Origin of the sequence: Virgibacillus sp. MG-45 (assembly GCF_036409425.1) — a bacterium.
Classification (GTDB): domain Bacteria; phylum Bacillota; class Bacilli; order Bacillales; family Amphibacillaceae; genus LDC-1.
This window is the reverse complement of the sequence record NZ_JAXOFU010000004.1, coordinates 1-15,529: the sequence shown is the minus strand read 5'-3', so window position 1 is coordinate 15,529 and position 15,529 is coordinate 1. Positions and strand designations below refer to the sequence as shown.

Genomic DNA, 15,529 nt, shown 5'->3' with positions numbered 1-15,529 from the left:
GGAATCCCCCTCTTTTTCTTTATACTATATATCTCTTGCCATTTCTTCTTTAAATCCAAATAAATAAGTAAAGAAAAATCCGCCTGCATACGAAATTACTAGTCCTAAGAAGTAAATTACAAATTTCCCATCATCAATTAAAGGGATTAGCGATAGTCCTGACACGCCGATTCCAGTTGCAGCAGTATGCATAACTGCTTGAAATGCTCCACCAAAAGATGCCCCTAGACATGCTGTAATAAATGGACGTCCTAATGGTAATGTTACTCCATAAAGCAGTGGTTCTCCAATACCTAAAAACCCAACTGGTAGTCCCCCTTTAATGATATTTCGCAAACGTTGATTTTTCGTCTTTACATAAATTGCAATTGCTGCACCTACTTGACCTGCTCCAGCCATAGCAAGGATTGTTAGTAAGGCCGTATTACCATACGTATTTATAAGTTCTAAGTGAATTGGTGTTAGTCCATGATGTAAGCCAACCATTACCAACGGAAGGAAGAACCCTGCTAAGACTGCTCCAGCAACTAGTCCGCCTACTTCTATTAATGCAGTTAATCCTTTTGTAATTCCATCCGATATAACACCTGCCACTGGCATAACCGCATACAAGGAAACAATACCTACAATTAATACGGTAAATAAAGGAGTAAAAATAATGTCTACTGCTGCAGGAATCACTTTACGTACACGTTTTTCAACAAAGCTCATGAGCCATGCTGCAAAAATCACCCCAAACAATCCGCCTCGGCCAGCAACAAGTGGCTCTCCATATATGGTTATATCTGCTAGCATCGGATTAAATAAGAACATACCTGCAATTGCACCGAGAACTGGCGTTCCGCCGAATTCTTTGGCAGTATTCCAACCAACAAGTATTGCTAGATAAGCAAAGATACCGCTTCCAAGTAAAAGCAAAATTTGCATCCATGTTTCCTCAGGACTTACTCCAGCGTTTTTTGCAAAGTTGGCTCCTCCATTAATGATACCGGAAGCAACAAGACCAGGAATAAGTGGTATGAATATATTCCCAATTCTTCTTAGAAAATTTTTAAATGGCGTTTTGTTTTTTTGTTTCATATTGTGATGTTGCAAAGCTGCTTTTTCTTCAAAGGTTAGATTGTCTAATTCTGGCTCAGCATCTTCTCCAACACCTAACCCAGTTATTTGACTCATTTCTTCAGCAACACGGTTAACTGTACCAGGACCAATTACAATTTGAAGTGTTTCGTCTACAACTACTCCCATCACTCCGTCTACTTTCTTCAGCTCATCGTAATTAGCTTTCGAATCGTCTTTTAATGATAATCTGAGTCTGGTCATACAGTGAGTGATTCGTTGTATATTTCCTTTGCCTCCTACCTGTTCTAATATGTCTGTAGCCATTTTCTCTTCTTTTCTCATTTCTACCCCTCCTTATTTGGATAACGCCTTACGAACAAAACCATTCGCTTGTTTGATTTTTCGCTGTGCTTCCACATTGGAACATTGTAGTAGAATCATAACAATTGCTGTTTTAACGTGATGATTGGATTTTTCATAGTACGCATTTGCTGTCTCGTAATCGACATCAGTTGCATCCATAATGATTCGTTTAGATCTTTCCTCTAGTTTTTGATTGGTAGGTTTAAGATCAACCATTAAATTTTGATATACTTTTCCTATTCCAATCATCGAAGCGGTGGAGATCATATTTAACACCATTTTTTGTGCGGTCCCAGCTTTTAATCTAGTAGAACCTGTTAATACTTCTGGTCCTGTTTCTAGTTCAATTGAAACCGTTGCAAACTCACTCATTTTCGCCTCCTTATTACAAGATATGCTGATGGTGTTAGAATTTTTCTCGTTTGCATATTTTAAAGCACCTATAACATAGGGCGTTCTCCCACTAGCAGCAATTCCAATAACAGTGTCATTTTCAGAAAGATGGATATCTTTTAAATCCGTTACTCCCAGTTCCTCATCATCTTCTGCACCTTCAACCGCAACAGTAAACGCTTTCATTCCACCCGCAATTAAACCTTGAACCATCTCAGATGGGGAACCGAATGTAGGAACACATTCTACGGCATCAAGAACACCTAATCTTCCACTAGTTCCCGCGCCTACATAGATTAATCTACCACCCTTGTTAAAGGATTGGATAACAGCATGAACTGCTTTTTCAATATGTGATAGCTGCGTTTTTACAACGTTGGAAACCTTTGCATCTTCTTCATTCATTGCAACTAAAATCTCATATACAGACATTTCATCTAAATGAGTAGTAGCGTTATTTCTCTTTTCTGTTCCGAGCTTTTCTAACATATGAACCGCTCCTCCTTTCCTTTCTATCTATTTTCATTCTACAAGAATTTGAAATTAAAAGTCAATATTATATGTGTATTTTATGAAATAAAATTTCATTTATGTTAAAATTTTTACCTCCTTAGTTTCACCATTTCTTCTCTAGCTTCTTGATATTGTTCAATAACGCCTTTTCCAATGCTATTAAACAAACTAATATATAAGCTATCGATAACGGTCAATTGTGTCATCCTAGAAGTGATGCTCCCAACTCTAAAATCTTTTTCAACAATAGGGGTTGCAAGTCTAATATTTGCTTTTTTATAAAGGCTAGATTTGTTTATATTGGTTATTGCTATTAATGTTGCTCCTTTTTTTTGTGCGAACTGTGCAAGATCAAGCACATCCTTTGTTTCCCCCGACATACTGATTGCTACAAAAACATCTTGATCGGTCAAATAAGGAATAAGCGAAAGCATATAGTGAAAGTCTTGACTAAACTCCGCACTAAATCCAAGCTTAGTAAATTTATATATAGCATCCATTGCGGCAATGGATGAACCGCCTACACCAAAAAAAATAATTTTGCGCGCTTTTTTTAATACATGAACTGCACGCTCTAATTCTTTTTTTTCTAAAGAACTGGAAAGTAAATCAATTGCTCCTCTATTTACGTGGACTACTTTTTGAAATAATTCGTACGGAGAATCCTTTTTTTGAATAATGGAAAAGTCAGTAATATATTCTTCATTCGTTACTAGTTCCTGCGCTAATGCAATTTTAAATGATTTAAAGCTACCGATTCCGATTGCTTTTGCAAAACGAATAACACTCGCTTCACTAACATTTGCTTTATTTGCTAATTCCTTTGTAGTTATATTTGGAATAAGCTCTGCATGCATCAATATATATGCTGCAATTTTTTTCTCCGTTTTAGAAAAGATTGTCATTCTTTCTTTTATTCTTGACAATATACCTTCTGCCATTTTATAACATCCTCTTATCCTTTTTTGATGATACGTTCATTTATTTTATCATGTAAGAACGAAAATATATAATATGATTCTATTTATTGTTGAATTACTTCCAAAACTTGATTCACAAAATCTTTACAGCTCGCAATATCAGCTTCCTTTGGTTGTAAGTTAACCTTCAACGTTTGTGGCATTAAGTTACACTTTTTGTTCTGTAAAAAGTCATAAACTAAATCAATTGCAACACCATAAGTATCATAAAATGAATCGGCTGAACCAAAAACTGCAAACACAGGACCACTTAAATCGCATCTATCTAATTCGTCTAGAAAATCCTCCATCTCATAAGGGGTTTCCCCATTATTCCATGTATATGTTCCAATTAAAACTGCATCATATGTTGTAAACGATTCTTTACGTAGTCGATAAAAATCAATCATCTGCATTTCTACTTCACGATTATTCGCTTTTAAATGGGCTTCCATCACTTCTGCCATTTGTTCCGTACTTCCTGTAGTACTTGTATATAGAATAAGGAATTTACGCATCATACCCCTCCTTTTAGGCGCCAAAAAAAGCTAAACCACCAGGCTTAGCTTTTCTATAACACTTTATTGATTTTTTTTACGGAATCACGATAAATAATTTGATGTGGGATAATGATTCGCTTTGCAGGTTCTCCTTTATTCAACGTCTTTTCAATTAATGCTTTAGCGGAGTACGCTCCCAAATCATAAATATTAACATCAACGGTAGTTAAAGACGGACTTGTGATTTCCGAGAGATATACATTGTTAAAGCTAACGAGTGAAATATCGTCCGGAACAGAGCATTTGAATTCCTTTAGCATACTGAGCACACCAAGACTAATTAAATCGTCACTCACAACAATAGCTGTTGGTCGATCACGAAGCGAGAACAAATTCCCTACTGCTTCACGTCCTCCTGATTCCAAAAATTCCGTATGAATTTTATATTCTTGTGAGCTAACAAGACCTGCCTGCTTTAATGCAGCTTCATAGCCTGCTTCCCGATCCATTGTTACAAATAAATCAGTGGAACCACCGATAAACGCAATTTTTTGATGGCCTTGCTCAATTAAATAATTCGTTATTTCTTTTCCTGCCCGAAAATTATCATTATCGACGTGGGTAATTTCTTGTTCATGCTCATAAGGCTTCCCGACAATAACAAAAGGAAAGTCTTGCTGATGCAGAAATTTCATTAACCGATCATCGACACGAGAATAAAGTAGGATTAACCCATCCACGTAGCTTCCGTAAACCATTCGTTGTACTTCTTCAAAAATCTCTTCTTCCGTTTCACCAGTAGATAATGACAGCGAATATTGCATTTCATGGATAACTGAGCCAATTCCCCGTAATATTTCTGGAAAAAACGGATTTTGTAACGCTTTATTTGTAGATGAAGGCATTATTACGCCAATCGCTTTCGTTGATTTCACAACCAAGTTACGCGCGTTAATATTCGGATGATATCCTAATTCCTTCATTACCTTTCGTACTTTCTTTTTTGTTTCTAAGCTTATTCTAGAATTATCCGCAATTACTCTCGAAACCGTAGAGGGGGATACTCCACTGGCCTTTGCTACATCTTTAATGGTTACCATACATCCACCCCCTACCCTTCAATTAAGTTATCATTATACAAGTGTTATCACAGGATTACCTTTGCATTTTTCCCCATTTATTATAACATGCTGTCCTTCTTTTCGCCCTACTAACATTAGATTTATTTCATGGTATGGTGGTATATATGCGCCACTTTTTTCTACTGATAAAGTAATACGCTCAGCTGTAGAACGAATGTCTATATTTAGCTGTAAATAGTCTCCATTTTCAAAAGCAAATGTTTCGCCATCATCATCATAATACGTAAATTGATAGCTATCACCATCTTCTCCAGCAAACACATGTAACATTAATATCTTATATGCTTTTTCTTTATTTGATTCCCACACCGTTTGCATAATAGCTGAGCCACGTTTCACAAAAATTGGTAACTTATCAAGTGCTGCATGGATAAGATGTGTTTTGTTTCCTTCATAGGTTGCACCTGTTTCCACATCGATCCACATCCCAGCTGGGAAATATACCGCGCGATCTGTAACGGACGGCATCATAATTGGCGCAATCATTACATTATCTCCAAGCATAAACTGATCATTAATATTATACGTTTTCTCATCGCGTGGAAACTCCATAAGTAATGGGCGCATTACAGGGAGTCCAGTTTTACTCGCCTCATAAAACAATGAATAAAGCTGTGGCATCCATTCATACCGCATGCGAATATACTTTTTAATAATCGCTTCATATTTTTCTCCAAATTGCCACGGCTCTTGATAACGGAAGCCGATTGCAGAATGGTTGCGGAAGTAAGGTGTAAACGCCCCAACCTGTGTCCAGCGTGTAAGCAGCTCTGCATTTGTATCATGTGCAAATCCACCTACATCAGGACCAGCAAATGGAACGCCCGATATTCCAAGGTTCATAATCATCGGCAATGCCATTTGCAAATGCTCCCAAAAGCTTCGATTATCACCAGTCCACACTGCTGCATAGCGTTGCACACCAGCGTAGCCTGCTCGCGTAAGCAAGAATGGGCGTTTACCTTCTAACTGTTCTTTTAATCCTTCATATGTTGCCTGTCCCATTAAAAAGCCATATACATTGTGCAGTTCGCGGTGTGTTGTTGGATCCCCATCGTTACGGTGCATGACATTTACATCCATTGTCTTTGTTTCATTAAAGACAGCCGGCTCATTCATATCATTCCAAATACCTTCGATGCCCATCTTCGTGTAAAAAGCATGCTTTTCTCCCCACCATTTACGTGCTTTCTCATCGGTAAAGTCAGGAAAGGCACTTACACCAGGCCACACCTCACCAAAGTAAATATCTCCTTCAATATATTTACAGAACAGATCCTGATTCACGCCTTCTTGATAAATCGGATATTCTGCGTCCTTCTTCACTCCTGGGTCAACAATTGGAACGACTCGAATTCCCATCTCACGCAAATCAGTGATTAGCTTTTCCGGATTTGGAAACCGATCCTGATCAAAGGTAAATACGCGATACCCATTCATGTAATGGATGTCCAAATGGATAACATCAAGCGGAATATCCCGAGCGATAAATTGGTCTGCTAGCTCACGAACCTCTTCTTCCGTTTCATAGCTATAGCGTGACTGATGATAGCCAAGTGCCCATTTGGGAGGAAGCGGCATTCTTCCAGTAAGATAGGTGTACTGTTCTAGTACCGTCTTAGGCTCTGGTCCTGCAAACACATAGTAATCCAGCTGTCCACCCTCTGCTTTAAACGAATAATACGACTCATGGGAACCCATATCAAAAAAAGTTCGATACGTATTATCAAAAAAGATCCCATGTGCACTTCCTTCGCGCAGCGTCATAAAATAAGGGATCGACTCATATAACGGATCGGTTTCAGGATTATGTGGTGCATAAACGTCTGAATTCCACATTTCATATTTCTCACCTCGTTTATCAAGGTGACCCGTCTTCTCACCAAATCCATAGAAATGGTCCTTTTCTTGTAATGCTTTATATGCGATTACTTCCCCGTTTGCTTTCGAGCCCATTCCAAGCGCTGCTTCTGCAACTAGATGACTTCCATTTTGGTCAGTTATTAAAATGCGAAAAGGCGCTTTTTGAATATGAAGACGTAATCGATTTGTTTCCAGCTTATATTCCTTCACATCTTCCGTTTCCTTTACAGCCACCTTTTGCGGTTGTGCAATCACTGCTTTTGACACTTCCATGCGGGGGGCCGAGAGAGGATTCATGACAATTCTTACGATATCATCACGATAAAAACGAATTGCTACTTCTCCACCCTCACAATGAAATAAATGATAATCTGCTTTCTTTCCAACCGTTAGAAGCTTTCCAATATCTGAAAAAGCTTGATTCCTTGTTCCATTCTCTTTTTCAGGGTGAATTGCAAAGCTAGTATCCTCAAGCATGATGTGTACCTCCTGCAAAATATTCTGTTGTATCATCATGTACCTTCAATTTCTTTAATGACTCATCCTTTTGTAGCTCCAGAGGTTAACCCAGAAATTAAATAACGCTGCAAAAGTAAAAACACTAATGCGATTGGCACAGCTATCAAGATTGCTCCAGCCGCAAAACGTGTGAAATTCGTAGAGAATTGATCATTTATAAAATTAAACAGTCCTAATGCTAAGGTGAAGTTTTCTGGACTTGTTAATACAATTCTTGGTAGCAAAAAGTCCATAAATGGCGCCATAAAATTAAAGAGCGCGACAACTGCGAGTATTGGCTTTGCTAACGGAAGCATAATCGTCCAAAAAATACGTAAATGGCCAGCTCCATCTATCTTTGCCGCTTCATCTAATTCTTTCGGAATCGTATCAAAATAACCTTTCACAAGCCACGCATTAAACGGTATTTGTCCACCTAAATAAATGATTAATAATCCCCATAATGAATCGGTTAATCCGATTGTATTTAACAAAATATAAAGTGCTACCATCCCCATTAATGCAGGGAACATTTGCAGCAGTAAAAACATGTATAGTCCATATTTTCTACCAATAAACTTATAACGAGAAAACGCATACGCAATTAAAGAAGTAATAACAACCGAACCAAATGCATTTAGAACTGCGACAAACAAGCTATTTTTATACCAAATTAAATAGTCGCTTCGCGGATTCGTAAATAACCATTTATAATGCTCTAAAGTTGGATTCTCCGGAAACAAATCCGTAACTAGCATATTTGTCCCTGGATTTAAACTCATCATAATCGCCCAAAAAAGCGGATAACCGATAATGATAAACATCACGATAAAAAACAAATAGATGAACGTCACTTCAATTTTTGATTTGGTTTTTCGATTCATTGCCATTAGTAACGTCCCTCCTCTTTAAAGGCTGCTGTTTTTCGGAATTGAAAAAATGCAAATACAGATATGAGTAATCCCATAATGATCGTAACTGCCGCTGCCATGTTGTAATTGTTTGTTTCAAATGTCAGCTTATAAACCCATGAAATTAAAATATCTGTGCCTCCTGCATTTTGTCCGCGTACTGCTGGATCTCCCTCATTAAATAAGTAGATGATATTAAAGTTATTAAAATTACCAGCATACTGCATTATTAGAAGCGGGGCTGTTGCGTATAAAAGATGCGGAAACGTAATGTGTCGAAATTTTTGCCATCTGGATCCACCATCTACATCTGCAGCTTCATACATATCTGCTGGAACACTTTGGAGCACACCTGTAAACAAGGCAAAAACAAACGGAAATCCAAGCCATGTTTGAATCATTATTAATGCAGTCTTAGCCCAAAATGGATCAGATAGCCAGGGAATCATGACATTAATTTGACTCAACAAATCCCGATTAATCGCTCCAAAGGTAGGATTAAATAATGCAGAAAAGATTAGTATGGAAACAAATGCTGGTACGGCCCAAGGCAAAATAAGAATGGTTCGAATTGTTCGTTTGAATTTTACCCGTTTGTCATTCACTAATATTGCAAGGAATAAACCAAGCGTGATTTGTAGTGTCGTTGCAACAACAGTCCAAACGATCGTCCAAGTAAAAACATTTAAAAATGTATTTTTCCATATTCCTACATTCATAAGCGCGGTAAAATTATCGAATCCTACCCAATTCAATAGATTTCGAGGTGGTGCATTATACTGATTATAATCAGTAAAAGCGAGGGTTAGCATAAATAATAAAGGCAGTACGACAATAAAAATTAGCATGACAAGTCCTGGTAAAATCATAAAATACGGGAAGCCGCGATCATAGAAACTTGTAACCCCTTTTAACAGCGTCTGCTTTGGTACGCCATTTTCACGAGAGATAGCTTCCTTTCGCGCGTCCATAATATTAAAGATGTAGATAGATACACCAAAGACGAGGACAATTAAAGCGATTAATCCTTGTAACAAAAGTTGAATTGAATGGTGTTCTCTAGGGATCGTCCCTAAAGTAAATAGCCCCCATATCCCTATGTCAATGTAATCCCAAGTCGCGACTAAAAATGATATCGCAATAACAAAGAATAGAAATGCTTTTAATATTCGACGATTGTATAACTGGCCAAGCCCTGGGAAAATAATAGATAGCAAGGTTGCAAGATTTCGAGGTCTACTCATACCGCCCTTCCTATTCACTTTATCGTTATCCATGCGCGTTTCCTCCTAAGCGTGCAATTGAAAATTGGTGAATGCTTCTCTAGCTAAAATAAGAGGTATGAGGGCGTTCGCCCCCATACAATTACAAATATATTCTCTATTACTTGGCTCCAGACGCTTCAATTTGATCGTGAATTGTTTGCACCGCTTCTGCTAAAACCTCTTTTACAGGCTCGCCCTTTGAAATAAAGCTAAGCGCATCATTGATCGGATCCCATACCTGTTGCATTGCTGGCACACTTGGCATCGGTTCACCATACGTTGTTTGCTCTGCAAATGCTGCAAATATTGGATCCTCTGAAATCACTGGATTCTCCAATGCATCATTACGAGGAGGCATTTCACCTGCAACATCATAGTATGTCATCGCATTTTCTTTATTTGTAATAAATTTCATTAGATCCTGTGCCCACTCTTTATTTTCAGAGTAGTAGGATAGCATGTATGACTTAACCCCAACAAATGATTTGGCATGCTCACCATTATCTAGAATTGGAAGTGGGACAGTTCCTAAATCATCACCGAGCGCATCCTTATATTCACGTACCATCCAAGGTCCATTCAATACAGTGGATACTTTTCCTTCTTTAAATAGTCCATTCATAATATCTGGTGTTAAATCTTGTGGAATATAGCCATTGTTAAACCATGATTGAACTAAGTTTCCACCTTTTATAGCCCCTTCATTATTAAGACCAATATCTGAAATATCATATGTTCCATCATTATTTGCAAATACATAAGCACCGTTACCGGAGAAGAATGGATACACAAAATAGAAATTTGCAGCTTCCATTAAAAATCCATATTTGTCTTGACTAGCATCTGTATCTTTTTCTGCGATTTCCATAATCGCTTCCATAGTTGTTGGCTCTTCTTTCACTAATGCTTTATTGTAATACATTGCATATGTTTCAATTACAGCCGGGAAGCCCCAATAATCGCCATCATATGTGACCGCATCAAGTGCAGTATCTGTGTATTCGCTTTCAGAATCTCCGAAATCAACCGGCTCCACTAAGCCACGCAATACAAGGTCTCCAATTCGATCATGTGGTTGAAAAATAATATCTGGACCGTTTCCTGCTGGACCTTCAACATCTAGCTTTTCTACTTGATCAAGCATATCGACCGGAACAAGATCCACCTTAATTCCTGTTTCTTCTGTGTACTTTTCTGTAATCTGTTTAACAGCTTCTTCTTGCTTTTCTTCTGCATTCACCCATAAAAGAAGCTTTTCAGGTTTTTCTGGCATATCCCCAGCTTTTTCCTCATTCGCCTTATCATCAGAACCATTCGATTCCTCTGCCTCATCAGGACCACATGCAGTTAATAATCCAATCGCAAGTATAAATACTAAGAAAAAACTAAACCACTTCTTCAATTAAATAACCTCCCCTAATTTTTTCTTTACATGAATGCGCACATTTTGCGAAAACGTTTGCACAATCCACTTAATAGTTATTATACATCGTTTATTAATTTTTTCAAGCAAATAATTTAAATTAATTATATTGTTATAACAACATCGTTAACGCTTACATTTTCTTTAGATTACTGCTATACTAAAAAAGACAAACAGTACTATCGACTTCCTTATATTGTATTTATTTAGTTTAATAGCGCAAACGATTGTCTAAAGGAGAGAGAGCTATGATTAAAGAAGCAATCTACCATCGTCCAAAGGAAAATTGGGCATATGCCTATAATGAAACAACCTTACATATCTTTTTAAGAACAAAACGAAATGATGTCGATGCTGTAGCATTGGTGTACGGTGATCCATACATATGGAATGAAGGAAAATGGTTATATGAAACCATTGCTATGAAAAAATCTGGTTCGACAGATTTATACGATTATTGGTTTGTTGCGGTACAGCCAGAATTTAGAAGGATGCGCTATGGCTTCCGATGTAGTGATCAAACAGAAACACTTTATTACACAGAACGTGGCTGGTTTCCAACGGCTCCAACTGATACGGCCTTTTATTTTTGCTTTCCTTATATGAATAAGGCTGATCTGTTTGCAGCTCCAACTTGGGTTAAAAACACCGTTTGGTATCAAATTTTTCCTGAACGCTTTGCCAACGGGGATTCTTCCAACGATCCAGCCGGAACCTTACCATGGGGAAAAGTAGAACCTACACCTACTAATTTTTTTGGTGGAGACTTTCAAGGGGTTATCGATCATTTGGATTACTTAGTGGATTTGGGGATTACTGGCCTTTATTTCACTCCTATATTTAAAGCGAAATCCAATCATAAATATGATACGATTGACTACTTTGAGATTGATCCGCAGTTTGGAGATAAAGAAACATTTCGAACGCTTGTAGAGGAATGCCATCAGCGCGGCATAAAAGTGATGCTTGATGCAGTATTTAATCATAGCGGCTTTTATTTTGAGCCTTTTCAGGACGTATTAAAGAACCAACAAGCATCCGATTATCAGGACTGGTTTCATCTATGGAATTTCCCAGTAGGGACAAAACCAAAACCAAACTACGATACGTTTGCCTTTGAAGCAACAATGCCAAAGCTAAACACAGCTAATGAGCAAGTAAAGCAATACTTGCTAAAGGTGGCGAGGTATTGGATCGAGGAGTTTGATATAGATGGTTGGCGGCTAGATGTTGCAAATGAAGTAGATCACTCTTTTTGGCGTGCATTTCGGGATGAGGTAAAACGAGTCAAACCAGAGGCCTATATTTTAGGTGAAATATGGCATGATGCAATGCCATGGCTGCTTGGTGATCAATTTGATGCGGTGATGAACTATCCATTCACAACCAATATGATCGACTTTTTTGCCTCCGAGCAGATCTCGGCAAGCCAATTCGCAAACAACATTACTGACGTGTTACATCAATATCCTGCCCATGTTAATGAAGTTGCCTTTAATTTACTTGATAGTCATGACACGCCTCGAGTTCTCACACTAGCAAATGGAAATATAGAGCGTGTGAAGCTTCTTTACTTATTTCAAATGACTTTTGTTGGCACGCCATGCATTTATTATGGAGATGAAATCGGTATGGCGGGCGGACAGGACCCTGGCTGCCGTGCATGTATGGTTTGGGATAACTCAAAGCAAAATCAACCATTATTCCAATTTGTAAAAGCACTCATTCAACTTCGAAAAGATCAGCCAGTTTTGGCGAATGCTGGAAGCTTCCATTTCTCGTTGACAGATGATTCTTCACAAGTAATTGCCTATGAACGAAAATCACAATCGGAAAGGTTTGTTATTTTTATTAATAACAGCAGCGACGCTAAAACCATCCAAACACCCTACAGTGGGTTTTTTCAGGAAATCTACTTTAAAGACAATGCTTTTGTTGAGCAGTCTTTAGAGTTAGCAGCGCAATCGACCTTGCAAATGCCGGCATATGGCTTCCGAATGTTGAAACAGAACCAATAATGGAGAGAAAGGACGTTTTACATGAGTAACCAATGGTGGAAGGAAAGTGTAGTTTATCAAATATACCCTCGTAGCTTTCAAGACTCAAATGGAGATGGTATCGGTGATATTCGCGGAATTATTTCTCGACTTGATTATTTAAAAGAGCTTGGAATTGATGTAATATGGCTATCACCAGTGTATCAATCTCCAAATGATGATAATGGATATGATATTAGTGACTATAAAGCAATCATGCACGAGTTTGGTACGTTAAAAGACTGGGAGGAAATGCTTGCCGAGATTCATAAGCGTGGTATGAAGTTAATTATGGATTTAGTCATTAATCACACTTCTGATGAGCACCCTTGGTTCATCGAAGCGCGCAAAGATAAAGAAAATCCTTACCGAGATTATTATATTTGGCGTCCTGGTAAAAATGGCAAAGAACCGAATAACTGGGAAGCAGCCTTTAGCGGTTCTGCTTGGCAGTACAGTGCAGAAACAGATGAATATTATTTACATTTATTTTCTAAAAAACAACCGGATTTAAACTGGGAAAACAAAAACGTTCGACTGGAATTGTATGATATGATGCGATGGTGGCTCGATAAAGGCATTGATGGATTTCGGATGGACGTCATCAATTTCATTTCCAAGGACCCAGCGTTACCAGACGGAGAAGCTGTTTCTGGCAAAAAGTACGCTTCTGGTCATGCGTATTTTATGAATGGTCCAAAAGTCCATCCCTATTTACAAGAAATGCATGAACAGGTCTTAGCCAAGTACGATGTCATGACGGTTGGAGAAATGCCTGGAGTTACACCTGAGGAAGGAAAGCTTTATACAGCAGAACATCGTAAGGAATTGGACATGGTTTTTCATTTTGAGCATATGGATATTGACTCAGGCCCCGGTGGTAAATGGGACTTGAAAGCATGGTCACTCGTTGAATTAAAACTAATTCTATCAAAATGGCAGCTAGCTCTCGCAGACGAAGGCTGGAATAGTCTGTATTGGAATAACCATGATCAACCACGTATTGTATCCCGATTTGGAAATGACGCAGAATATCGGGAGAAAGCTGCTAAAATGCTAGCAACTACCCTCCACTTCATGAAGGGAACCCCTTATATATACCAAGGGGAAGAAATCGGTATGACAAACGTATCCTTTGAATCAATTGATGATTATCAGGATATCGAAACAATCAATATGTATCATGAAAAAATTGCTAATGGCAGCGATCCAAACGAGGTTCTCAGGGCAATCCATCAAAAATCAAGGGACAATGCCCGTACACCAATGCAGTGGGATAAAAGCCAGCATGCCGGCTTCACGAGGGGAAATCCTTGGATTCAAGTAAATCCTAATTATAAGGAAATTAACGTGCAAGCTGCAAGAAATGATCCGAACTCCATCTTTCATTATTATCGCAAGCTCATTCAACTGCGGAAAAAGATGCCAATCATGACGCATGGATCGTATCAGCTACTCCTGCCAAACCATGATGCGATTTTCGCCTATGTTCGAGAATGGCAGGGTGAGTATTTACTCGTGCTTAGCAATTTTAGTAAGGAGCATGTATCGATAACCCTTCCTAAGAAGCAGTGGATGGAGAAAAAAGCCACGCTCATTATAAGCAATGATAGTGACCATTGCAGTTTAGTGGAAATGGTTGAACTTCAGCCATATGAATCAATAGTATACCATCTTAGTTAAGTGGGTGGACAAAGTAAACATCGATCGTATAGTGCGAAAAAAGACTACACGATCGATTTCTTTTTGCAAGCAGTGTTTTATTTTCAAAATGCTAAAATAGTCCAATCGCTGCAATAACAGATCCTGTAGCTTGAATCCAGCTTCCAACTAAAATGAACGTTTTCCCTTTTTGCTTCATTTCTTTACCATCCTTCAGCTCATACTTCGCACCAATTGCTTGAATGGAATTTCCTATCGTTTGCAACACATTCCCTAGAATAATAATAATTTGTTCCTCTGATTCTCTGCGTTCAAAATCAACAACAGATATAATGCCTCCACCAAGCGCCTGAAGTAAATCACCTTTTATAATCAGTACATCCTTTAGTTTGGATTCATCATTTGCTAAAAACCCTGTGACAACAGATATATTCCCAATCGCTTGAATTTCATTGGCAATTTTATTTAATGAAAGCTCTCCATTCGCTTGCAAGGCATTTCCCGAAGCTTGCAGCACGTTCCCCCAAAGGTCAAGGTCATATCCCATTTCCTTGGATATTAGTTTAGATGGGGTTACCCCAATTGCAGCGATGACCGTACCGGTGGCCTGAATCCAGGACCCAATCACCTCTTTTACAGCCCGATTGACCATGATACCACCTGATTAAAAGCATTCTTATATAAATGATATTCGAGCATACGAAAGAAGGTTAAGGAAAAAGCTAAAAACGGGCAGCGAAGTAGGGATTCTTGATCTTGGGAGGCTTCTCGATCGAATTCGAGTGGTTCTTGATCGTTTGGGAGGCTTCTCGATCGAGTTGGGGTGGTTCTCGATCGAATTTGGCTGCTCCTCGATCGAGTTGGGCTGCTTCTCGATCGAATTTGATGACGTACAATATCTTGTGTAAAGAAGTATAAAACAAAAAGGTAAGGTAAATC

13 protein-coding genes are annotated in these 15,529 nt (G+C 38.4%); 2 read left to right on the top strand and 11 right to left on the bottom strand.

The window, feature by feature from the left end:
* Positions 1–24 precede the first annotated feature (24 nt).
* The 9 genes from SPK86_RS05490 to SPK86_RS05450 form a co-directional block, all read right to left on the bottom strand.
* Positions 25–1,404, bottom strand: a complete 1,380-nt coding sequence (locus SPK86_RS05490) for a PTS transporter subunit EIIC (protein ID WP_284139211.1) — start codon at positions 1,402–1,404, stop codon at positions 25–27.
* A gap of 12 nt (positions 1,405–1,416) precedes the next feature.
* A complete protein-coding gene (gene murQ, locus SPK86_RS05485) occupies positions 1,417–2,307 on the bottom strand; it encodes an N-acetylmuramic acid 6-phosphate etherase (protein ID WP_284139210.1) in 891 nt (296 codons plus the stop codon).
* Between the two features lie 113 nt (positions 2,308–2,420).
* Positions 2,421–3,272, bottom strand: a complete 852-nt coding sequence (locus SPK86_RS05480; RefSeq protein WP_284139209.1) for a MurR/RpiR family transcriptional regulator — start codon at positions 3,270–3,272, stop codon at positions 2,421–2,423.
* Positions 3,273–3,355: 83 nt separating this feature from the next.
* The gene (locus SPK86_RS05475; RefSeq protein ID WP_330948822.1) at positions 3,356–3,811 is read right to left on the bottom strand and encodes a flavodoxin domain-containing protein; all 456 of its coding nucleotides are present in this window, start codon (positions 3,809–3,811) and stop codon (positions 3,356–3,358) included.
* Between the two features lie 50 nt (positions 3,812–3,861).
* Positions 3,862–4,890 (bottom strand): LacI family DNA-binding transcriptional regulator, encoded by a 1,029-nt coding sequence (locus SPK86_RS05470; protein WP_284139207.1) that lies wholly within the window; start codon positions 4,888–4,890, stop codon positions 3,862–3,864.
* A 33-nt stretch (positions 4,891–4,923) separates the two neighbouring features.
* Entirely contained in the window at positions 4,924–7,272 is a 2,349-nt protein-coding gene (locus SPK86_RS05465; protein ID WP_330948821.1) for a glycoside hydrolase family 31 protein, read from the bottom strand.
* A gap of 62 nt (positions 7,273–7,334) precedes the next feature.
* On the bottom strand, positions 7,335–8,177 hold the full coding sequence (locus tag SPK86_RS05460) for a sugar ABC transporter permease (RefSeq protein WP_284139288.1): 843 nt from the start codon (positions 8,175–8,177) through the stop codon (positions 7,335–7,337).
* A 5-nt stretch (positions 8,178–8,182) separates the two neighbouring features.
* Positions 8,183–9,481 carry a sugar ABC transporter permease gene (locus SPK86_RS05455; RefSeq protein WP_330948820.1) on the bottom strand — a complete coding sequence of 433 codons (1,299 nt, stop codon included), beginning with the start codon at positions 9,479–9,481 and terminating at the stop codon, positions 8,183–8,185.
* A gap of 106 nt (positions 9,482–9,587) precedes the next feature.
* On the bottom strand, positions 9,588–10,871 hold the full coding sequence (locus SPK86_RS05450; RefSeq protein WP_330948819.1) for a sugar ABC transporter substrate-binding protein: 1,284 nt from the start codon (positions 10,869–10,871) through the stop codon (positions 9,588–9,590).
* Positions 10,872–11,140: 269 nt separating this feature from the next.
* On the opposite strand from SPK86_RS05450, the gene SPK86_RS05445 reads away from it, so the two are divergent.
* Together SPK86_RS05445 and SPK86_RS05440 are read left to right on the top strand one after the other, a co-directional pair.
* A complete protein-coding gene (locus SPK86_RS05445; RefSeq protein ID WP_330948818.1) occupies positions 11,141–12,910 on the top strand; it encodes a glycoside hydrolase family 13 protein in 1,770 nt (589 codons plus the stop codon).
* 21 nt (positions 12,911–12,931) lie between these two features.
* Positions 12,932–14,611, top strand: a complete 1,680-nt coding sequence (locus SPK86_RS05440) for a glycoside hydrolase family 13 protein (RefSeq protein WP_330948817.1) — start codon at positions 12,932–12,934, stop codon at positions 14,609–14,611.
* A gap of 91 nt (positions 14,612–14,702) precedes the next feature.
* On the opposite strand, the gene SPK86_RS05435 is transcribed toward SPK86_RS05440, so the two are convergent.
* Together SPK86_RS05435 and SPK86_RS05430 are read right to left on the bottom strand one after the other, a co-directional pair.
* Entirely contained in the window at positions 14,703–15,242 is a 540-nt protein-coding gene (locus SPK86_RS05435) for a DUF6944 family repetitive protein (RefSeq protein ID WP_330948816.1), read from the bottom strand.
* Positions 15,243–15,312: 70 nt separating this feature from the next.
* The coding region (locus SPK86_RS05430) for a hypothetical protein (RefSeq protein WP_330948815.1) at positions 15,313–15,529 on the bottom strand (217 nt) is incomplete at its 5' end.

Bases quoted from the DNA above. Each gene is read 5' to 3' on its own strand.
- SPK86_RS05490 (WP_284139211.1), bottom strand. From the start codon at position 1,404: ATGAGAAAAGAAGAGAAAATGGCTACAGACATATTAGAACAGGTAGGA.
- murQ (WP_284139210.1), bottom strand. From the start codon at position 2,307: ATGTTAGAAAAGCTCGGAACAGAAAAGAGAAATAACGCTACTACTCAT.
- SPK86_RS05480 (WP_284139209.1), bottom strand. From the start codon at position 3,272: ATGGCAGAAGGTATATTGTCAAGAATAAAAGAAAGAATGACAATCTTT.
- SPK86_RS05475 (WP_330948822.1), bottom strand. From the start codon at position 3,811: ATGATGCGTAAATTCCTTATTCTATATACAAGTACTACAGGAAGTACG.
- SPK86_RS05470 (WP_284139207.1), bottom strand. From the start codon at position 4,890: ATGGTAACCATTAAAGATGTAGCAAAGGCCAGTGGAGTATCCCCCTCT.
- SPK86_RS05465 (WP_330948821.1), bottom strand. From the start codon at position 7,272: ATGCTTGAGGATACTAGCTTTGCAATTCACCCTGAAAAAGAGAATGGA.
- SPK86_RS05460 (WP_284139288.1), bottom strand. From the start codon at position 8,177: ATGAATCGAAAAACCAAATCAAAAATTGAAGTGACGTTCATCTATTTG.
- SPK86_RS05455 (WP_330948820.1), bottom strand. From the start codon at position 9,481: ATGGATAACGATAAAGTGAATAGGAAGGGCGGTATGAGTAGACCTCGA.
- SPK86_RS05445 (WP_330948818.1), top strand. From the start codon at position 11,141: ATGATTAAAGAAGCAATCTACCATCGTCCAAAGGAAAATTGGGCATAT.
- SPK86_RS05440 (WP_330948817.1), top strand. From the start codon at position 12,932: ATGAGTAACCAATGGTGGAAGGAAAGTGTAGTTTATCAAATATACCCT.
- SPK86_RS05435 (WP_330948816.1), bottom strand. From the start codon at position 15,242: ATGGTCAATCGGGCTGTAAAAGAGGTGATTGGGTCCTGGATTCAGGCC.